The 18,261-nt window shown below is 59.2% G+C and carries 22 protein-coding genes; 20 read left to right on the plus strand and 2 right to left on the minus strand.

Annotation, left to right across the window (positions count from 1 at the left end; translation table 11 throughout):
• Positions 1–71: 71 nt before the first annotated feature.
• From UYS_RS0213290 to UYS_RS0213300, 4 genes are all read left to right on the plus strand, one after another.
• The gene (locus UYS_RS0213290; protein ID WP_420319340.1) at positions 72–404 is read left to right on the plus strand and encodes a hypothetical protein; all 333 of its coding nucleotides are present in this window, start codon (positions 72–74) and stop codon (positions 402–404) included.
• 208 nt (positions 405–612) lie between these two features.
• Positions 613–780, plus strand: coding sequence for a hypothetical protein (locus UYS_RS18540; protein ID WP_016856007.1), 168 nt, complete (start codon positions 613–615; stop codon positions 778–780).
• Between the two features lie 35 nt (positions 781–815).
• Positions 816–995, plus strand: a complete 180-nt coding sequence (locus UYS_RS19080; protein ID WP_156821625.1) for a hypothetical protein — start codon at positions 816–818, stop codon at positions 993–995.
• Positions 934–1,494, plus strand: coding sequence for a tail assembly protein (locus tag UYS_RS0213300; RefSeq protein ID WP_016856008.1), 561 nt, complete (start codon positions 934–936; stop codon positions 1,492–1,494). Before UYS_RS19080 ends, UYS_RS0213300 begins: the two co-directional genes overlap by 62 nt.
• Before the next feature lie 920 nt (positions 1,495–2,414).
• Here UYS_RS0213300 and UYS_RS17430 read toward each other — a convergent pair.
• The gene (locus UYS_RS17430; protein ID WP_016856010.1) at positions 2,415–3,482 is read right to left on the minus strand and encodes an AraC family transcriptional regulator; all 1,068 of its coding nucleotides are present in this window, start codon (positions 3,480–3,482) and stop codon (positions 2,415–2,417) included.
• 94 nt (positions 3,483–3,576) lie between these two features.
• Between UYS_RS17430 and UYS_RS0213315 the strand changes: the two genes are divergently transcribed.
• Genes UYS_RS0213315 through UYS_RS18110 form a run of 7 tightly spaced genes read left to right on the plus strand, consistent with a single transcriptional unit; the run spans position 3,577 to position 11,203 of the window.
• Complete coding sequence (locus UYS_RS0213315; RefSeq protein WP_016856011.1) at positions 3,577–5,322, plus strand: amidohydrolase; 1,746 nt, start codon at positions 3,577–3,579, stop codon at positions 5,320–5,322.
• Positions 5,319–6,245, plus strand: a complete 927-nt coding sequence (locus tag UYS_RS0213320; protein WP_016856012.1) for a CobW family GTP-binding protein — start codon at positions 5,319–5,321, stop codon at positions 6,243–6,245. Before UYS_RS0213315 ends, UYS_RS0213320 begins: the two co-directional genes overlap by 4 nt.
• A gap of 40 nt (positions 6,246–6,285) precedes the next feature.
• Positions 6,286–7,329 carry a TRAP transporter substrate-binding protein DctP gene (dctP, locus tag UYS_RS0213325; RefSeq protein ID WP_026068548.1) on the plus strand — a complete coding sequence of 348 codons (1,044 nt, stop codon included), beginning with the start codon at positions 6,286–6,288 and terminating at the stop codon, positions 7,327–7,329.
• Positions 7,326–7,862 carry a TRAP transporter small permease subunit gene (locus tag UYS_RS0213330; protein ID WP_016856014.1) on the plus strand — a complete coding sequence of 179 codons (537 nt, stop codon included), beginning with the start codon at positions 7,326–7,328 and terminating at the stop codon, positions 7,860–7,862. Before dctP ends, UYS_RS0213330 begins: the two co-directional genes overlap by 4 nt.
• A complete protein-coding gene (locus UYS_RS0213335) occupies positions 7,852–9,177 on the plus strand; it encodes a TRAP transporter large permease (protein ID WP_026068549.1) in 1,326 nt (441 codons plus the stop codon). The genes UYS_RS0213330 and UYS_RS0213335 overlap by 11 nt, the downstream gene beginning before the upstream one ends.
• A 9-nt stretch (positions 9,178–9,186) precedes the next feature.
• Positions 9,187–10,764, plus strand: a complete 1,578-nt coding sequence (locus UYS_RS0213340) for a zinc-binding metallopeptidase family protein (RefSeq protein WP_016856016.1) — start codon at positions 9,187–9,189, stop codon at positions 10,762–10,764.
• Positions 10,765–10,795: 31 nt separating this feature from the next.
• The gene (locus UYS_RS18110; protein ID WP_272943091.1) at positions 10,796–11,203 is read left to right on the plus strand and encodes an SMP-30/gluconolactonase/LRE family protein; all 408 of its coding nucleotides are present in this window, start codon (positions 10,796–10,798) and stop codon (positions 11,201–11,203) included.
• 111 nt (positions 11,204–11,314) lie between these two features.
• Here the strand turns inward: UYS_RS18110 and UYS_RS18115 are convergent, their stop codons facing one another.
• Complete coding sequence (locus UYS_RS18115; RefSeq protein WP_083868140.1) at positions 11,315–12,349, minus strand: GlxA family transcriptional regulator; 1,035 nt, start codon at positions 12,347–12,349, stop codon at positions 11,315–11,317.
• A 118-nt stretch (positions 12,350–12,467) separates the two neighbouring features.
• On the opposite strand from UYS_RS18115, the gene UYS_RS0213350 reads away from it, so the two are divergent.
• The 9 genes from UYS_RS0213350 to UYS_RS0213380 all read left to right on the plus strand — a co-directional run bounded on the left by UYS_RS0213350 (position 12,468) and on the right by UYS_RS0213380 (position 18,256).
• Positions 12,468–13,280 (plus strand): isocitrate lyase/PEP mutase family protein, encoded by an 813-nt coding sequence (locus UYS_RS0213350; RefSeq protein ID WP_016856018.1) that lies wholly within the window; start codon positions 12,468–12,470, stop codon positions 13,278–13,280.
• 245 nt (positions 13,281–13,525) lie between these two features.
• The gene (locus tag UYS_RS18550; protein ID WP_016856019.1) at positions 13,526–13,921 is read left to right on the plus strand and encodes a YybH family protein; all 396 of its coding nucleotides are present in this window, start codon (positions 13,526–13,528) and stop codon (positions 13,919–13,921) included.
• On the plus strand, positions 13,866–14,363 hold the full coding sequence (locus tag UYS_RS0213360) for a YybH family protein (RefSeq protein ID WP_083868141.1): 498 nt from the start codon (positions 13,866–13,868) through the stop codon (positions 14,361–14,363). Before UYS_RS18550 ends, UYS_RS0213360 begins: the two co-directional genes overlap by 56 nt.
• Before the next feature lie 40 nt (positions 14,364–14,403).
• Positions 14,404–15,051, plus strand: coding sequence for a DsbA family oxidoreductase (locus UYS_RS0213365; RefSeq protein WP_016856021.1), 648 nt, complete (start codon positions 14,404–14,406; stop codon positions 15,049–15,051).
• Positions 15,052–15,101: 50 nt separating this feature from the next.
• Positions 15,102–15,485, plus strand: a complete 384-nt coding sequence (locus UYS_RS0213370) for a VOC family protein (RefSeq protein ID WP_016856022.1) — start codon at positions 15,102–15,104, stop codon at positions 15,483–15,485.
• A 2-nt stretch (positions 15,486–15,487) separates the two neighbouring features.
• The gene (locus UYS_RS18120) at positions 15,488–16,261 is read left to right on the plus strand and encodes a DUF5131 family protein (protein ID WP_083868142.1); all 774 of its coding nucleotides are present in this window, start codon (positions 15,488–15,490) and stop codon (positions 16,259–16,261) included.
• 61 nt (positions 16,262–16,322) lie between these two features.
• A complete protein-coding gene (locus tag UYS_RS18690) occupies positions 16,323–16,793 on the plus strand; it encodes a cation:proton antiporter (protein WP_192813933.1) in 471 nt (156 codons plus the stop codon).
• Positions 16,751–17,560: a cation:proton antiporter domain-containing protein gene (locus UYS_RS18695; protein ID WP_192813934.1), complete on the plus strand. Its 810-nt coding sequence runs from the start codon at positions 16,751–16,753 to the stop codon at positions 17,558–17,560. The genes UYS_RS18690 and UYS_RS18695 overlap by 43 nt, the downstream gene beginning before the upstream one ends.
• Before the next feature lie 69 nt (positions 17,561–17,629).
• Entirely contained in the window at positions 17,630–18,256 is a 627-nt protein-coding gene (locus UYS_RS0213380; protein ID WP_026068551.1) for a hypothetical protein, read from the plus strand.
• Positions 18,257–18,261 lie beyond the last annotated feature (5 nt).

Raw genomic sequence — 18,261 nt, forward strand, 5'->3', positions numbered from 1 at the left:
GGAGGGGTAGTCGGATCCTCCACAGCGACCCGGCCCAGACCGCCGACGAAGTCTCGCTTTCATCAAATGGAGTGCCCGCTTTGAAAAATTCCGCGCCAGAGCACCTGAGCGATGAGGCCCGCGCCTGGTGGGGCAAGCTGGCTGACGAGTACGGCATCGACGACGAGGCCGGTCTACTGCTGCTGCAAACCGCCCTCGAGGCGTTCGACCGGATGCGCCAATGCCAGGCCGCGATTGCCCGCGACGGGGTGTCGATCGTGGACCGCTTCGAGCAGATCAAGCCCCATCCGCTGCTGAACGGGGAGCGTGATTCCCGCTCGCAGATGCTCGCCGCCCTCAAGGCCATGAATCTTGACCTGGAGCCGCTGAGAGACGGCCCAGGCCGCCCGCCGGGGATTGCCTGATGCCTACCACCAGAACACGCCGAGGACGCCGGAAATCGGCCCTGCCGGCCCATATTCAAGCCCTGTTCGACGTTGGCTGCGGCCACAGCACCATCGGCGATGACGAGTTCAAGCGCCTATGGGACGAGCACGGCGATCAACACCTCCGCACCCGTCCGGGAGATTGGGCGCTGTCGTGCTGGGGGCAACCGAACAAGGAGAATGACGCATGAACGAACCGCTGACCGCGCCCACCTATGAAGCCCAGATCGTGAACCGCTCGCGGGTGATGGCCACCCTTTGCGGGCGAGATCCCGAGGAGCTGAAAGAACGCGCCCACCGCTACGCCTCTGCGATGAACTGGCATCGAGCCATCGTCACCGTGTCGCAAGTCTGATGATTACCCTGGACGAAGCGTAAGCGTATCTCCGCGTGGACGATACCGCCGAGGACGCCCACATCACGGCGCTGATTGAGGCCGCACAGGAGCATGTCGCCCTCTACCTCGGCGCACCCCTTCCCGAATCAGCATGGCTATTGCGAGGCACCTATGAAGACGATCCATCTACACGGCGCGCTGGCCAAACAGTTTGGCGAATCCTTCTCGCTTGATGTTCGCGACCCGGCCGAGGCGGTGCGCGCGCTGTCGATCCAACTGCCTGGCTTCGACGCCGCGATTCGCGCCGGCGACTGGCACGTCATCCGTGGCTCGCTCGAGGACGGAGAATCGCTCAGCGAGAACGATCTGACGGTTGGGCTGGGCGCGGCCGGCGAGCTTCACCTGATGCCGGCCGTGGCCGGTGCCGGTGGCGATGGCATCTTCCAGACCATTGCCGGCGTCGTCATCGCCGCGGTCGGCTTCTATACGAAGCAGGGTTGGATGGTCAAAGCAGGCGTCGGCCTCGCTCTGGGCGGGGCCTCTCAGATGCTGGCCCCTTCGCCCCAGGTGAGCGACTACGGCAACCGTGAGCGCCCCGATCAGCGGCCGTCTTTCCTCTTCGATGGCCCTGTGAACACCTCGACCCAAGGGCTGCCAGTGCCGCTGGTCTATGGCCGCGTGCGCGCCGGCAGCGTGGTGATCAGTGCCGGGATGAACGCCGAGGAGCTTTGAACCGCGACCAAACAGGATGCCGGATGCGTTCGAGTCGCCAGCCGCAAGCTCTCGCGTAAGGGGGCATGTCTGGGGGCATGTTGCTGGCGCTGATGTCCGAGAATCGGACAACGGTGAGGATGGATGGCTTTGTTCTGGTGGATACACGAGAACCGCGAAGCCCAGGTGATGGGACGCATCACGGACGAACGCCTGCTGCACTTTCATCGGGTAGGGCTCGGCATGTGAGCCTGCCTGGACCGTAGTAGCTGGACGGGGATCAGTCGGAGAGTGCCCCGCATGGACAAAACCCCGTCAGCCGGCAGGCGTGGCTATACCTCCGACGCCGTGGCCGGCCCCTACCATGGCGTATCATAGGAGATCATCGTATATGTTGGCTTTAATGTTGGGTATGTATATATAGGCTTCATAAGTCGCTGATTAAAAAAGCATGAAAGCAGACTCCCCCTCCGCCACGAATTCTGAGAAAAGCCGCTGAGAAATCAGCGGCTTTTTCTTTATCTATATCCTCACAACCCATACTCCAGCCCATACTTTGTGCCTGGCTTTCTTAGGTACGACCTGGATGCCGTTGGATAGTGTTTTCTGCCGCGTTGCTCCACTCCTTCGAAAGCGCTCCCTACTGAGCTACACAGGCCGTAGTGCATCTAGCAGGATGCTAGGAAAAGAGAAGTTGGGTTCGCCCAACAGCTCTAGCAACGGACGTATCGGCAGCCAGCGCCAGTTGCAGCCACTGGCTGATGTCGTTGCTCTGGAACAGGATCGCCTCGTCTTTTACAGGGCCCAGCGTGTTGCCGCGTATTGACTCCACCGCTAGGTGTGATCTCTCTGTAGGTTATTCATCGGGAGCGTCCCTGAAGGGCTGGAGGTGCGGCCCAGGGCTCCTTTCAAGGGCCCCGAGTCGCATTCGGGGAAAGCTCTCAACCGTCAGCCCAATGTTTTTGACGGAGCGCCAGGGGCGTCTGGCCGAACCATTTCACGAAGGCGCGATGAAAGCTCGTGGCCTGTTCATAGCCCACCAGAAATCCGATTTCCTGCACGCTGAGATCGCTGCCCAGCAGATAGCGTCTGGCCAATCTCATCCTGACCTCGTAGTTGATATGGCGAAAGGTGCGTCCCTGTTCCCTCAGTCGCCGGCGCAGCGTGTGCGGTGGCAGGCGGAAATGCACCGCCGTCTGTTCCAGGGTCGGGAAAGGAATGCGCGCGTTCTGCACCAGGTAATAGCGCACATCCTCGACCAGTGAGGCTTGGGCTTGCCGCTTGTCGCGGGCCTCCAGCGCATACTCGTTGCATAGCCGGGATACCGAGGGATTGGCCGACGAGAAACGCCGCCGGTAATACTCGACCGGCACATACAGGCCCGGTTGCGAGGCGGCGAAGACTACCCGGCCTGGGAAGATCTCATGATATAGCCTGGTATCGCCGGGCCTAGCATAAGGAAAGTGTACCTCCATGTGTGTGTCCGACGTCAATTCGGGCAGGCGCTGGCAGATCCAGCGCCAAGTGCCGGCTAGCCACTCGTCACAGAAGGCGTCGCGTGCCGAGGCGCTCATCGCCGGCACGACGAGCAGCAGCTTGGCGTGACGCTCGTTGACCTCCCGTTGCGTTCTCAAGGGATGTGGCAGCAGGCCAGCGCCCCAGCGTCCTAGCGAGATGTCCCAGGAACGCTGTAGGTTGGAGGCGCTGATCAAGGCGTAGCCGAGGATGCCTAGGTCGAAGATGTCGTAGCTGTGGCCCAGACGCAGGTGAAAATGCTCACTGGAGAGCAGCGGCGCGCTCTCCTGAAGCAGTCGAAAGTACTGCGTCAGGCTGATGGTCATGCCGTGGTCGGCGGCGTCGCGCGGCAGTTTGAGCCCCTGGATCAACGCCATCAGCGAGTCATCGCGTTTGCCGCTGGCCTCAGCCATGGCCAAGAAGCGACCGTAGAGTTGACGCGCGGCGTAGTTGAGGTCGAAGGGCGGGGCGGTGGTCGTCGCGCCGATTGTCATAAAATGCTAGCTCTTTGTCATGTAATGCTAGTTAGATGATGCTCAAGCGTTTTTATACTCCACTGCAACGACAAGCACAATGGAGTGGAACTTGATGCGCGGCTTCGATGATTACGCCTCGACTCACTCAGAAGAGACGCCTCACCAGGCGGACCTGGCACTGGTCAATGGGCGCTTCTATACCGTCGATCCCGCACGGCCTTGGGCCGAGGCGGTGGCGATCGGCGGAGGCAGGTTGCTGGCCGTCGGCGAGCGCGGCGAGGTCGAGGCGTTCATCGGACCGCAGACGCGGGTGCACGATCTCGATGGCGCCTTCGCCATGCCCGGGCTGCATGACATGCACACCCATCCCGACCTGGCCCTGGCGCCGCGCTACGCCGACGATCTCGACGTTGGCATCGAGGATCCCACGCCGGCTCAGGTGGCTCGGGCGATTCACGCCTATGCCGAGGCGCATCCCGGCGATGGGTGGATCTACGGCCAGTATTGGGTGCGCTACACCTTCCGCGAGGCGGGTCTCGAGCCGGGTCGCGAGTGGCTCGATAGCGTGATGCCCGATCGTCCGGTGGCCCTGATGGATCGCATGTGGGGGACCATGATGGCCAATTCCAAGGCTCTGGAACTGGCCGGTATCGAAGCCGCGACCCGTGATCCGCGCAATGGTTACCTCGAGCGCGATTCGCTTGACGGCACACCGACGGGGCTCTTGATTGATGGCGCCTACGCGATGGTGCATGCGGCGATGCCGCCGACCCCGGTCGAGGTACTGCGTCAGGCCTACCGCGACGGCGTGCGCTTCCAGAGCGCACGCGGCGTGACGGCGAGCAAGTACGTGCATGTCTGCGAGCAGCGCCTCGAGGCTCTCAAGTCGCTCGACGACGACGGCGAACTGACGGTGCGCGTCGAGGCGGCGATCAGTTGGCAGGACGATATCTTCCCGGTGCGCCGGCGCTGGGAACTGCTCGCCGGCGAGCGTCATTACTATCGCAGCCGTCGGCTCAACGCCAACGCGGTCAAGTTCCACTTCGACGGTACCGTCGAGCCGCGTTCGTCGTTTCTGTTGTCGCCGTGGCCGGGGGAGACCCAGTGGCGGGGCAAGCTCAATCTGACGCCGGAGCATTTGACCGACATGGTTTGCGACATGGACCGCCGCGGCATTCGCGTCATTGCGCATTGCACCGGCGACGCCGCCTCGGACGTGTTCCTCGATGCCGTGGAGGCGGCGCGTGAACGCAATGGTTTCTCGGGTATTCGCCACCAGTGCGCGCACAGCACGCTGCTGCACGCCGACAATCTGGCGCGCTTCAAGCGTCTCGACGTCATCGCCGAGTTCTCGCCCGCCGCCTGGTATCCCACGCCCTATGCCAGCGGGGCGCGCTCCGGCTACGGGGCCGAGCGCCTCCGGCGCATCTACGACCTGCGTGGCGTGATCGACGCCGGCGGCATCGCGGCGATGGGTACCGATTGGCCGGTCGCCTCGATCGACCCATGGCTGGCGCTGGAGACCCTGGTCACTCGACAGAATCCTTGGAGCGACGATCCGGCCCGCTTCGGCGAGCCGATCACCCTCGAGGAGGCGCTGCGGGTCGCGACGCTCAACGGGGCCTACGCCATGGGGACCGAGCACGACACTGGCAGTCTCGAGGTGGGCAAGTTGGCCGACCTGATCGTGCTCGATCGCGACCCCTTCGCCGCCGCGTCCCGGGGCTACCTGCATCGCACCAAGGTCGACTTGACCTTCCTCGACGGTCAACTGGTGCATGATCGATTGAGTCGGTGGCCGGCAGAGCACATGACCGCGCGCTGGCGGGGCGAAGCCCCGGAGGTGGAGGCGACATGAGCATTCCCGTCACCCTGGTCGCCGGCTTTCTCGGCGCCGGCAAGACCACGCTGCTCAACCACCTGCTCGGCGAACTGAGCGGGCACCGCGTGGCGGTGCTGGTCAACGATTTCGGCGAGCTCGACATCGACGCCGAGATCGTCGGCGAGATCGTGGACAACGTCTACAGCCTGGCCAATGGCTGCATCTGCTGCAGCGTGCAATCCGATCTGCTGGCGCAACTGGCCGGGCTCGCCGACCTGGCCGATCCCCCCGAGCAGCTGATCATCGAGTGCTCCGGCGTCTCGGACCCGCAGCGCATTGTCCAGACGCTGGGTTACCCGCAGCTCGCCGGCCGGGTGCGACTGGACTGCGTCGTCACGGTGGTCGACGCCGAGCACCATGCTGCGCTGGAGGGTGACTATGCGATGCTCGCCCGGGCGCAGGTCGCCGCCGCCGATATCGTCGTCGTCAACAAGATCGACCTGGCGTCTGCGGCTGTCCTCGACGCCCTGGCTGCGCTACTGCCGCCTGGCGTGCGCCGGCTCTCCGCGAAGTACGGTCGCGTGCCGCCGGAGGTGCTGCTCGAGCCCGGCCAGCACAAGGCCCACGCCGTGGATGACGCGGTGGTGCCGCGGCACGCGGGGCTTTTCACGACCTGGCACTGGACCAGCGAGACCCCGCTGGAAGCGGCGGCCCTGCGTCGCTGGCTGAACGAGCTGCCTTCGAGCGTCTTTCGTCTCAAGGGCACGGTGTGGCTCACCGGCCGCGAACGCCCGTACCGGCTGCACGGTGTCGGTCCGCGCCACCGCTTTGAACCGACGACCGCGCATGCGGCGGATGCGACCTCGCGGCTGGTGGTTATTCAGCGTCGCGACGGCGCCGATCCGCAACGGCTTCATCAGACGCTCGACGCCTGTCGGGCAACGCAAGACGCCTCCTAGAGGTGCCATGGACATTCACTACAACAACGCGAGAGATCCCATGACAACGCAACCGATGAGCTGGCCCCACTCTCTCTCCAAGCTGGGCGCCGTGCTGGGACTGACGACGACCCTCTCCCTTGCCAGCGGCCTGGCGTACGCCCAGCAGGAACCTGAGTTCCGTTGGCGCATGCAGCGCTATACTGGCCCCGAAACCGCGGAGCTGTTCGAGACTTTCGCCCAGCAGGTCAAGCAAGCGAGCGACGGTCGCCTGGAGATCACCCTGTTCAGTGGCGGCGAACTTGTCCCCAACGAACAGCTGCTTGCTGCCACCGGTGGTGGGCTGATCGAGATGGCCTACGGCCACGGCGCCTATTGGGCCGGCAACTTCGACCTGGGCCGCATCGAAGCAGGGCTGCCGCTGGCCTGGACGTCGCTGGACGACGTGCGTTACCTGTGGGGCGAGCTGGGCTTCGGCGACATGCTCGATGAGGCCTACGCCGAGCGAGGCGTGCATTATCTGACACCGGTCTTCGGTGGCCCCTACGAGCTGCTTTCCAAGGAGCCGGTAGAATCGCTCGACGACATGCGCGAGATCAAGATCCGCGCCACCTCGACGCTCGCCGAAGTGCTCGACCCGCTCGGCGTGCCGACCGTCTATCTGCCGCCGGAAGAGCTCTACGTGGCGATGAGCACCAACGCCATCGGCGGAGTGATCTACGGTGGGGCCTTCGACTACGAGCTGCTCAAGCTGCAGGAGACCGCCGAGCACTACACCGAGCTGGGCCTACTCTATCCGGGCTATGTGGACAACCTCCTGGTCAACCAACGGGCTTGGGACCAGCTGCCCGAAGATCTCAAGACTGTCGTCAGCCTGGCTGCGCGGGACCTGGCGCGGCGCCACCACGACTGGTTCGAGGCCGGGACGCGGAACACCCTGCAGAAGGATTTCTTCGTCCAGCACTCGCTGCCCGACGAGGACGTCAAGCAGTTGACCGAGTCGGCTCAGGCGCTGTGGGACGAGGAGGCCGCGCGCAGCGATCGCAATGCCAAGGCCATCGAGATGCTGCGTGACATGGCCACGACCTCGGGGCGCCTGCAATGACCTGGCTGATCCACTGGCTACGCTGGCAGCGCCGCGCCATGGACGCCTTCGGTCGTCTGATTGCCTGGGCGAACCTAGCCATCATCGCGGTACTGGTGTGGGAGGTAGCTTCGCGCTACCTCTTTTCCTCGCCCACCAGTTGGGCGCACGAGGCCTCGACCATGATCTACGGTGCCTTCTGCCTGGCCGCCGGCGTCTACACCCAGCGCCACGATGGCCACGTGCGGGTCGATGTGGTTTACAACCTGTTCCCGCCGCGCGGCCGCGCCGTGCTCGACTGCATTTCGGGAGCGCTGCTGATCGCTGCGCTGATCGTGCTGCTCGAGGTGTCGTGGGATTTCGCCTGGCAGTCCTGGGAGCGTGGCGAGGTGTCGTCGCGTAGCCCCTGGGCACCGGTGCTATGGCCATTGAAGGCGGTCATCCCGCTCACCGTGTGCCTGTTGCTGCTGCAGCACGTCGCTGGCTGGCTGGAAAGCTTCTGCCGCGTACTGGGTCATTCCCTGGTGGATGAGGAGGTCTGGGATGTTACTTGATCTCGGTCCTGGTGCGACGACGCTCGCGATGTTCGGTGCGATGCTGGTGCTGATGCTGATCGGCACGCCGCTGGCCTGGACGCTACTGATCGTGGGTACCGGCTCGGCCTGGCTGCTGTGGGGGCCGTTCTCGCTGGACATGATGGTGCTCAGCGCATTCGGAGTGATGAACACCTTCGTGCTGGTGGCGCTGCCGCTGTTCATCTTCATGGGCCTGATTCTGCAGCGTTCGGGCATCACCGACGCGCTGTTCCAGATGATTCACAAGCTAATGGGCGGCGTGCGCGGCGGCCTGGGCATGGGCACGGTGCTAATTTGCGCGATCATCGCGGCGATGGCCGGAGTGACCGGCGCCGCCACCGTGAGCCTGGGATTGATCGCCTTGCCGGCGATGTTGGCGCGGGGCTACGACAAGCGTCTGGTCACCGGCAGCATCATGGCCGGCGGAGCGCTGGGCTTTCTTATCCCGCCCAGCGTGACCATGATCCTCTACGCCTTCCTGACCCGCGAGTCGGTGGGCAAGTTGTTCGCCGCCGGTATCGGCCCGGGCCTGCTGCTGGCGGTGCTGTACATGATCTACATCGGCATCCGCTGCCGACTGAATCCTAGCCTCGGCCCGCCTATCGATGAGGCCGAGCGCGTAGACTGGCTTGGCAAGCTGGCCTCGCTTCGTTCGCTGGCCCTGCCGGGACTGCTGATCGCGACGGTGCTCTGCTTCACCTTTTTCGGCATCACCTCGCCGACCGAGGCCTCAGCCATCGGCGCCGCCGGCAGCCTGGTGTGCGCCGCAGCCTACCGCACCCTGTCGCGCGAGGTGGTCAAGAGCGCGCTACACGAGACGGCCCGCATCATGGGCATGCTGATGTGGATCATGGTTGCGGCGGTGATCTTCTCCAAGGTCTACATCGGCCTCGGCGCCGGGCGCGTGGTCGAGGATCTGATCGCTGATACCGGCATGGGGCCCTATCTGGTGCTCGGCGTGATCCTGCTGACCTATTTCGCGTTGGGCATGTTCCTCGACGACTCGTCGATCATGTTCATCACCATTCCGCTGTTCGTGCCGATCGTCGCCAACCTAGGGTTCGACCCGGTGTGGTTTGGCGTGGTCTTCATCCTGGCGATGCAGTCTGCCTACCTGACGCCACCGTTTGGCTACAACCTGTTCTACATGCGTTCGGTGGCGCCACCCGAGATCACCACAGTGGATCTCTACAAGGCGGTGGTGCCGTTCATCCTGCTGCAGATCACGGGCCTGGCACTGGTCGTGGCGTTTCCGCAGATCGCGCTGTGGCTCCCCGAAAAGCTGTTTGGCTAGAGGACGATCATGAAACTCAACACCGCCAAGGACACCGCGCGCGGCTGGATCGAGGCACACCGCCAGGCACTCTCCGACTGGCATCAACGCATCTGGCACTATGCCGAGCCGGCGTGGCGCGAGTACCGCTCCTGCCAGTGGTACGTCGAACTCCTGCGCGCTGAGGGCTTCGAGGTCGAGGAAGGTAGCGGGGGCATGCCCACGGCCTTCGCCGCTACCTGGACCAACGGCCCGGGGCCGACGATCGGTGGCTATGCCGAGTACGATGCGGTGCCCGGCAACTGCCAGGTCGCCGAGCCCCATGCCGCCACACGGGAAGGCCTACACCCCGAGGCGCCGGGGCACACCGATCCGCATTCGGCACTGGGCATTTCGTCGCTCGGCGGCTTGCTGGCGACCAAGGCGGCGATGGAGCGTAATGGCATCACCGGCACGCTGAAATTCTTCGGCGAACCGGCGGAGAAGGTGCGCGGTTCCAAGCCGATCCACGCCGCGCGCGGCTATTACAACGGGCTGGACGCCATGATCAGCTTCCACCCTTTCTACATGTTGCCACTGTGCAATACCGTGCGATGGGACACCCATTGCGGGGCCTGCTATGCGATGGTCTATCGCTTCGTCTGCGACGATCCCGAGACCTGGCAGCACGATGGCCTGGCCAGCCCGATTCCCCAGTCGCATGCTGCGACTCGGGCACCGGGTGCCACCGACGCGCTGTTCTTGATGTACAACACCTCCAAGCAGATCCGCGACAGCATCCTGCCACACATGGGCGGCTGGTCGATCAGCGAGGCGATCCTTACCGCGGGGCAGGCCACCGCTGACAACCTGCCGGCGCGCACCGCCGAGATCCAGTACATGATACGTGTGGCCGACCTCGACATGGCCGAGCGCGTGCGCGAGGCGCTGGACCGTAACGCCGAGGCGTCGGCACTGGCCACGCACTGCCGCTGGGAGCGCCACTGGGTGTCGCGCTCGCGCCCGGGGCTACCCAATCACGCCATGGCCGAGCTCACCTGGGAGGCGTTGCAGGAAGTGGGAGCGCCGCAGTGGGGCGAGGCGGCGCGCGACAAGGCCCGTGCGATCCAGGCATCGCTGGGGCTGGCGCCGATGGATGATCCCCTACTGGAAGCGTGCCAGCGCCTGCGCGATCCGCGTGAGGCAGAGGCCGAGTTACGCCGAACCCTGCCGGCCGAGCAGAAGAACTTCACCTCCGACGACTACACCGAGATGTGCTGGCACACCCCCACCGTGCGGCTATACATCGCCCGTCCTGCGTTGCGCGCGCCGGAAGGGTATCGCTACCCCGGCTGGGTGATGAACGCCCTGGGCGGCATGCGCGAGACCATCGATCCGATGATCGAATGCGCGGCCGAGACTATCGCCTACACCATGCTGCGCCTGCTCACCGACGAGGATGCCCGCCGGCGAGCCTGGGCCGAGTTCGAGGAGCGCACGGGTGGTGGTATCGGCGGTAGCCAGTGGTTGAAACCGCTAGGCGACTATCCCGTGCCACATGATTTCCGCTGGCCGGAGTATGTGCAAACGGTGCGTGGCGACGACTGGTGGATTCCACGCCAAGGCTAAACCCTCTCGGTTGAGGTAGACACAAGAAACGGTGTTGCGGCTACGCCCCACTGGAGGGGCAACGACTGAGAGAAAGGCCCTGTACGTGGCCATGACCCGAGGCAACGGCGTCTGGCGGCTGCCGTTGCGCGACGACGGCCCCATTGGAAAAGTGGGGCTCTTCGTGGCTCTGGCGGGTGGTGTCTCCGGCGCCGATGGCCTCGCGCTCGATGAGGCCGGCAACCTTTTCGTATGTGACGCGGGTAATGGCTGCGTATGGGTGTTTGATCGTCATGGTGTGCCACTTTGGCGCCTGCGTTCCCCGACCGAGGGGCGAACGCTCACCAATCTGGCCTTCGGTGGCCCGGACCGGCGCACGCTCTATATGACGGAATCAGCAACGGGTTCACTGTTAACGATTCAGGTAGACGCGCCTGGGAAGTTGTGCATGTATAGCTAAACTGATTGCCTAGGTTATCGCCTGGTTATTGTTTGACATCTAGTCAGGCGATATTTGAGAAAAAAGCCCCATACGTTGACCAATAAACTTATTTATGAAGGTTTAAGTGGCTCAATACTCGATATCTATCGAACTGGTAAAGCGCTTTCTATATTCACGAGGAGAAATCTCCAGGTGGCGTTCGAAAGCAAGTAAAAGGCCATCTGATGTGTCATAGCCGCACCAGTTGGCGATTCTTGAAATCGGTTCGTGAGTGCTTTCAAGGTACTGCCGCGCGCGATCTACTCGACGTTGCTCAATGAAGCGACCCGGAGGAATACCCACTCGTTCTCGAAATTTTCGGTTGAAGCTCCTCAGGCTAAGATTGAAGTGATCAGCGAGTTTTTCAAGGCGCAAGTCACCTTCAAGATGATCCACGATATATTGCACGAAAGGATCCGCGGGGGTATCAAAATCGTGGGGAGCCGTTTGGGCATGGAATTGAGCCTGGTTGCCGGGACGCTTCATGAACATCACCATCGCCTGAGCAACCCTTCGTGCCAATTCGGGGCCGAGATCTTCTTCAATCAATGCGATAGCGAGATCTATAGCAGCCGTGACGCCAGCCGCCGTATAAACACCGTCATCCCTGATATACATACGTTCCGGAATGAGTTTGACCTTGGGGTACCGCTTCCGGAAGTCGTTAGCCGCGGCCCAGTGCGTGGTTGCTGACTTTCCATCGAGAAGCCCCGCCTCAGCCAGGATGAACGCCCCGGTGCAGGCACTGACGGTGCGGCGAACGCGCGGCACCATCTTCCTGATCCAGTCAATGAAGTCGGTGTCATTTAGGCATTCATCGTCATCATCGGCAGCCTGGACGATCAGTGTGTCCACTGCGCCCTCGAGCTCATCATAGGCGTTGGATGCCACGATGCTGAGCCCTTGGACGTTGTAAATCGTTCCCTTTCCACGTGATACGACTTCCACTTGATAGGCGGGAGGTTGACCGGCCTGTTCCAAAAAGAACGTCGTTTCTGAAAAAGTTCTTATAAAATCAATATATTCCAAAGAAGAAGAGGCATGGTTGGTGACAATGACGACACGTCGTGGGAAGCCATCTCCATTCAACGTGGTTTGTAGCGTGGGAACTTGGTAGTGAGGCATGGGCAATCCAAAGGGGGGGAGCAATATGGCACGATCGTCGGGATATCTGTCATTGTGACACGGCTTTGACAGTTACACCATCTAGGATTGAAAAACGCAGTTACTGAGAGGGCGAGAAATGCCGACACAGCTGGAGAAAGCTCAGACAATGAAGGCCCTTCACGAAGGTTCTGAGACCTTCCTGATACCAGGGCCGTGGGATGTTGCCTCGGCGCGCGTATTCGAGGCACTCGGATTTCAGGCGCTGGCCACGACGAGCGGTGGGCTGGCGTACGCCCTGGGCAAGCTTGATGGGGAAGTCACTCTCGATGAGAAACTTGCCCATTGCCGCGCTCTTTCAGCGGCTACCCAGATCCCGATCACGGCCGATTTGGAGAATGGCTACTCTCACCACCCGGACGGTGTTGCGGAAACGATTCGCCGGATTGCAGAAACGGGCGTTGTTGGTGGGTCTATAGAGGACTGGAGTGGTGAGGGCATCTACGACTTCAACCATGCTGTCGAACGGATCGAGGCAGCGGTCGAGGCTGCGAGGACGCTCGATATTCCGTTTGCCGTCATTGGCCGCTGTGAGAATTTGCTTCGCGGGAAGAATGACATGGACGATACCATTCGCCGCTTGAAAGCCTATGAAGCTGCAGGCGCTGATGTCTTGTTTGCTCCCGGTTTGCGCACGGCGGAGGAAGTCAAAGCGGTGGTGGATGAGATCAAGACTCCGCTGAGCGTTGTGGCAATGTCGCCCGATCTCTCGGTTGCCAAGCTGGCCGAGGCCGGTGCAAGAAGGGTAAGTATCGGAGCCGCCATGGCGATGGCTGCCTACGCCGCCCTGATCGAGGGGGCGCGCGAGATGAAGGAAGAGGGCACTTTCGATTGGATGAAAAATCTCTCATCGGAAAACGCCATAGAGCCGTTGCTCACGTCTCGGCGTTAATTCGAAGCAATCACAAAGCGCATGCATCTAACGTTGTTTTATCTGAAGTTATAATAACTTGGGGTTATGCAGTCGTAGGCCTTCTAATGCGGCTTGAAGATGATGAATGACTATTAAGGGTCAAGCCTGAAGCGCCAAAATTAACTGCCGGTCTATTTTGTCTCATTATGTCATGAGGTTTGTGTGCTTATCGTTTTCACTGGCACGTCCATATCTGAGATAGTTGAAGCACCAGGAGTAAGCCGATGAATGACGTTCAAAAGAAAATCCGTGATGAAATTTTCAGGCTCGAACGCGCTGCCAATGAACACTGGCAAAAAGGCGATCTCGATTTTTTAGATAATGAAATCATTATTCCTGAAACTGTTCAGCTTACTCCCGGGATGGCGCTAATGGACGGCACTGGCTACTCCAGCTGGATGCGGGAAATTTCTGCGGTTGAAGGTCTCAACTTCAGCTTCGAGCCTACGAACATTGAAGTCAGTGAGTCTGGCGAAATGGCTTACGTCATCGGTGAAACCAAGTTGGAGCAAGCCGGAGAACACGCCCGTATCGGTAAATTCGTTTCCATTTGGCGAGATATCGATGGAAACGGAAAGTGGCGCTGTGTTGTTGAGGCCAATAATTTCAACGACGCATAGCCTGGCAGAGATATTTACAGGGTTGAGCGACCGCCCAGAAAAAATGGAGAAGGTTGAGATGACAGACCAAATTGATACTGCAGACCACATCCTGGAATTGGAACGCATGAACTCGAGGCTGTTGGCGTCGGGGGATGTGGACAAGATGATGGAATACATGGCTGAAGACGTGAAGCTCCTTAACCCGGGAATGGAACTTCTTGTCGGTAATCACCACGAAAAAGAAGGCCTGGAGGCGGCCCGGGACACCGAAGGCTTGGACATGTCATTCCAACCGACGGGTGCCGAGATCAGCTCATCCGGTGACATGGCCTTCGCCTACGGTGAAATTTCCATGAAACTTCCTGACGGAAGCCAGCAGACAGAAAAATATGTCACTATCTGGAGGAAGAAGCACGGAAAGTGGCAGGTCGTTCTGCAAGCACGCAATGCAAATGAGTAAGCCAAAACGCAGTCGTTTAACTTACCCCAAAGGATCCCATATGACCAGGCCCGTCCGTGTGGATATTGTGTCTGACGTCGTCTGCCCCTTCTGTGTTATTGGATATCATCAGTTGGCATGTGCGTCGACCCAAGCTGGCATTCCCATCGAGGTTTATTGGCATCCGTTCGAGCTGAACCCTCAAATGGAGTCTGGTGGGGAAAACCTGATCCAGCATATGGTAGAAAATTACGGGGTCTCTGCCGAAGAGACTCGTCACTTGCGAAAGAACCTGACGGAAATGGGGAATGACCTCGGCTTCTCCTTCAATTTCACAGACGAATTGCGTTTGATGAACACATTTCAGGCGCATCAAATGATCGAGTGGGCCTCAGAACAGGGTTTTGGCCTCGAAATGACGTTGGAAATCTTCAAGTCGTATTTCACGTTCGCTGAAAACCTCGACGAAAGAGAAGTCCTGGTTGCTGCCGCTTCACGGGCAGGTCTCAATCCTGAGTCTGCTTCGGACGTACTGCAGTCAGGAAGCCATGCCGAGATAGTCAAAGAGCATGAAGCGTTTGGAAAATCTCTTGGTATTTCTGGTGTTCCGACCATGCTTTTCGAGCATGAGCATTTGATCAGCGGTGTCCAGGGAGTGGAAGCGTATGCTCGTACGCTGAACCGTATGATAGAATGCCGAGTAGCTTAACACCTGTAAACAGCTTTCACGATATAATAGGCCTGTAAAGGGAAGCCGTCATGATCGCCCATGCCCATCTGCACGTCAGTGACTACGAGGCGTCCAAAGCTTTTTACACAAAGGTGCTCGCCACTCTTGGCTACACGAACAACATGGAGTTTGGTCAGGCTGCAGGTTTTTTCGACGGAAAAAATACTGATCTTTGGGTTCTGAAAGAGGACGTCGTTCCGACGCATCTGGCCTTCGAGGCTAAGTCCAAGGAAGAGGTTCGTGCCTTTTATGAAACCGCCTTGGCCGAGGGGGCGACGGACAACGGTGGTCCCGGCTACCGCGCGGACTACTGGGCAGGATATTATGCGGCTTTCTTCATCGACCCGGACGGTCACAATATTGAGGCGGCTTATTGGGACTATGAGAAAGCTGGTGAAATAGGGCCTGAGTAACCATGACAACGACGGACAATGGAAAGATCTCCTACGATGAGGAGATGAAGATCGACGCCAAGACCTGGAACCCGTTTACCGGCTGTACGAAAGTTTCCTCGGGTTGTAAGCACTGCTACGCAGAAACCATCGCCCAGAAACTACATAAATGGGGCACGTCGGGCTACGAAAACGGCTTCGAGTTCACGATTCATACGGACCGCATAGCAAAAGCAGCTCCCATGAAACGCAAGAAGCCAACTTTCTACTTCATCAACTCCATGAGCGACATCTTTCACGAAGAAGCGGATGATGAGAGCATCGATCAGGTGATGGATGTTGTCAGAAAAGCACACTGGCATGTGTTCTACATTCTGACCAAGCGAAGCCAAAACATGCGAGCGTATTTCGACAGGCGAGAGGCTCCCGAAAATCTGTGGGCGGGAGTGACTGTTGAAGACCGGAAGTATGGCCTCCCGCGCCTTGAAGATCTCAAGAAAACAAGGGTGAGGAACAAGCATATCTGTTGTGAGCCTCTCCTGGGTGACCTTGATGAGCTGGACTTGTCGGGCATACGGCTTGTGGTAGGCGGCGGAGAAAGTGGACCAGAGGCTCGGCGCGCGATGCCCGAATGGGTAAGTTCTCTCCGAGATCAATGCCTTGCCCAGAACGTCCATCTGTATTGGAAACAATGGGGAACCTATGGACCTGATGGCTCTCGCAGCAGCAAAAGCCGAACGGGGCACTTGATTGAAGGAAAGTCGTATCTTTCCATTCCCGACGAGCTTGCACTATGACGAATTTGGCTGCGGACATGTTCCCTGAATAGCCCTGTAAGTTCAGAGAAGATATTTCCTGGTGAACGAGCTCTATACCATTACATCCTCGACCTACCTCGCCATTTCTGCGGTAGGGATTGCTTTTCTTGTTTATGGGGCAATGGGGCAGCTGTTCGAGCGTTTCTCGCTCACCAGTGCGATGTTCTTTACGTTGACGGGGGTTTTTGTCGGTCCTCTGGGAGTGGATGCTGTCTCCAGCGATGGGTCGAGAGTGCTCCTGAGAGTTTATGCGGAGCTTACACTGGCCCTGGTGTTGTGCACTCAGGCGGCTCGAATCGATTTCAGGGCATTCAGAAGGGTTTTGACAGTACCTCTGCGCCTGTTGTCAATCGGGCTTCCTGCCTCCATGATGCTTGGCTTCGTCCTCGCCGTTGTTGTGTTTCCGGATATGATTTGGTTGGAAGCGGCAATCCTCTCGGTAATACTCGCTCCGAGGATGCCGACCTCGTGCGCCCCATCACCTCTACCGAAGGTCTCCCGGAAAAAGTGATTCTTGGCGTCGAGATTGAGAGTGGAATGAACGATGGTCTGTGTCTGCCGCTCCTGTTAGCGTTGGCGGCATTGACGCTTACAAGCGAGAGTAGAGAGTCTCTTTCACCATTTTTTATTTTGGAATTTCTGGCGAGTGAGTTCGGTGTCGGTCTCTTGGTCGGAGTTATTCTGTCGATATTTTTTGTTGGCATAGCCCGCGGCACGCATGGCCAGTTTTTTGTGGGGGGCAGTTGGCGAGTATTGCCATTTGCCTCCTTGGCGCTTTCGTCTTTTGGCGTGGCTCAATGGCTCGGCGGCAGTGGTTTGATCGCGTCCTTCGCCGCTGGATGCGTGGTGTCATTTGATGATCAGAAAAGGCGGTTCAAGTTGATTGATGAAACGGAGAGCCTTGCCAACATTGTTTCATCGTTGGCCTGGATTGCGTTTGGGGTGTTGTTGGTGCCTCTGGTCGCCAACAACCTGTCGGGTTCCGTGGTGATTTATGCGTTTGCGAGTGTGTTCCTGGTAAGGACTCTATCAGTTTTGATTTCACTAGGTTTTTCCGGTATGCCGAAAGCTGACCGCCTGTTTATGGCCTGGTTCGGGCCAAAGGGACTGGCGACGGTAGCTTTCATGATGTTGCTCGTTGACCGCGGTGTTATCTCTGAAAGATCACCAATCACTTCTGTCGTCGCTCTGACCGTTGCCTGCAGTATCTTTCTGCATGGCATTAGCGCTAAGCCTTTATCTAGTTTTCTTTTGTGTCATGTGAGTAAACGATGTTGAGTCGTTGTGATAGGCTTTTTAAGCGGCGTTATTTCTGTGATATCAACTTGTCTCAGGAGGAGTGAAGCAATGAATGAGAAAAAGCTTAAAGAAGCTGAGAGTGAGTTTCTCTCCATGTTCCCTGACGGATTCGAAAATCCAGCCCTAGTTCAGGAAGGAAAAAAACACCACACATCGCGTCGGACGAAACAAGCAAGAGAATTCTTTTCCAAAGAAGCCTTTGCCTTTCCTCATGCTGTGGCTGACAACATGGTGAAGGTTATCACTCAATCATCCTTGGTATCGAGGTTCGAAAAACCGAGGTTGAAGAGGTTGGTTGACGGGATGACATCGGAAGACAGGGAAAGTTACGCTCTTGCGTTGCGCGACATGCTCCATGGAGACCAGGAGCAGGGTTTCAACACTATGGTAGAACTCCTGAAGCGCGAGAGAATGGCGAAATGGCCGTTGATAACCGTGATTCCCTATTACTACGCGCCCGCTGATGAGGTGTTTGTGAAACCAACGACCGTCAAAGGGATCCTTAATTACTATGAAATTGAGGATATCGAGTACGATCCGCTTCCGACTTACGAATTTTACCGTTCCTTTAGAGAGAGAATAATCAGGATGAAGGGAAAGGTGGATAGTGCTCTCGGGGATAATAATGCTGCCTTTACTTGGTTTCTGTTGATGATGGCAAAGAAGGGGGCTTGATTCCC

The organism is Halomonas smyrnensis AAD6, from assembly GCF_000265245.1.
Lineage (GTDB): Bacteria > Pseudomonadota > Gammaproteobacteria > Pseudomonadales > Halomonadaceae > Halomonas > Halomonas smyrnensis.

Coding starts and splice junctions, on each gene's coding strand:
- UYS_RS18540 (WP_016856007.1), top strand. CDS start 613: ATGAACGAACCGCTGACCGCGCCCACCTATGAAGCCCAGATCGTGAAC.
- UYS_RS0213300 (WP_016856008.1), top strand. CDS start 934: ATGAAGACGATCCATCTACACGGCGCGCTGGCCAAACAGTTTGGCGAA.
- UYS_RS17430 (WP_016856010.1), bottom strand. CDS start 3,482: ATGACAATCGGCGCGACGACCACCGCCCCGCCCTTCGACCTCAACTAC.
- UYS_RS0213315 (WP_016856011.1), top strand. CDS start 3,577: ATGCGCGGCTTCGATGATTACGCCTCGACTCACTCAGAAGAGACGCCT.
- UYS_RS0213320 (WP_016856012.1), top strand. CDS start 5,319: ATGAGCATTCCCGTCACCCTGGTCGCCGGCTTTCTCGGCGCCGGCAAG.
- dctP (WP_026068548.1), top strand. CDS start 6,286: ATGACAACGCAACCGATGAGCTGGCCCCACTCTCTCTCCAAGCTGGGC.
- UYS_RS0213330 (WP_016856014.1), top strand. CDS start 7,326: ATGACCTGGCTGATCCACTGGCTACGCTGGCAGCGCCGCGCCATGGAC.
- UYS_RS0213335 (WP_026068549.1), top strand. CDS start 7,852: ATGTTACTTGATCTCGGTCCTGGTGCGACGACGCTCGCGATGTTCGGT.
- UYS_RS0213340 (WP_016856016.1), top strand. CDS start 9,187: ATGAAACTCAACACCGCCAAGGACACCGCGCGCGGCTGGATCGAGGCA.
- UYS_RS18115 (WP_083868140.1), bottom strand. CDS start 12,349: ATGCCTCACTACCAAGTTCCCACGCTACAAACCACGTTGAATGGAGAT.
- UYS_RS0213350 (WP_016856018.1), top strand. CDS start 12,468: ATGCCGACACAGCTGGAGAAAGCTCAGACAATGAAGGCCCTTCACGAA.
- UYS_RS18550 (WP_016856019.1), top strand. CDS start 13,526: ATGAATGACGTTCAAAAGAAAATCCGTGATGAAATTTTCAGGCTCGAA.
- UYS_RS0213360 (WP_083868141.1), top strand. CDS start 13,866: ATGGAAACGGAAAGTGGCGCTGTGTTGTTGAGGCCAATAATTTCAACG.
- UYS_RS0213365 (WP_016856021.1), top strand. CDS start 14,404: ATGACCAGGCCCGTCCGTGTGGATATTGTGTCTGACGTCGTCTGCCCC.
- UYS_RS0213370 (WP_016856022.1), top strand. CDS start 15,102: ATGATCGCCCATGCCCATCTGCACGTCAGTGACTACGAGGCGTCCAAA.
- UYS_RS18120 (WP_083868142.1), top strand. CDS start 15,488: ATGACAACGACGGACAATGGAAAGATCTCCTACGATGAGGAGATGAAG.
- UYS_RS0213380 (WP_026068551.1), top strand. CDS start 17,630: ATGAATGAGAAAAAGCTTAAAGAAGCTGAGAGTGAGTTTCTCTCCATG.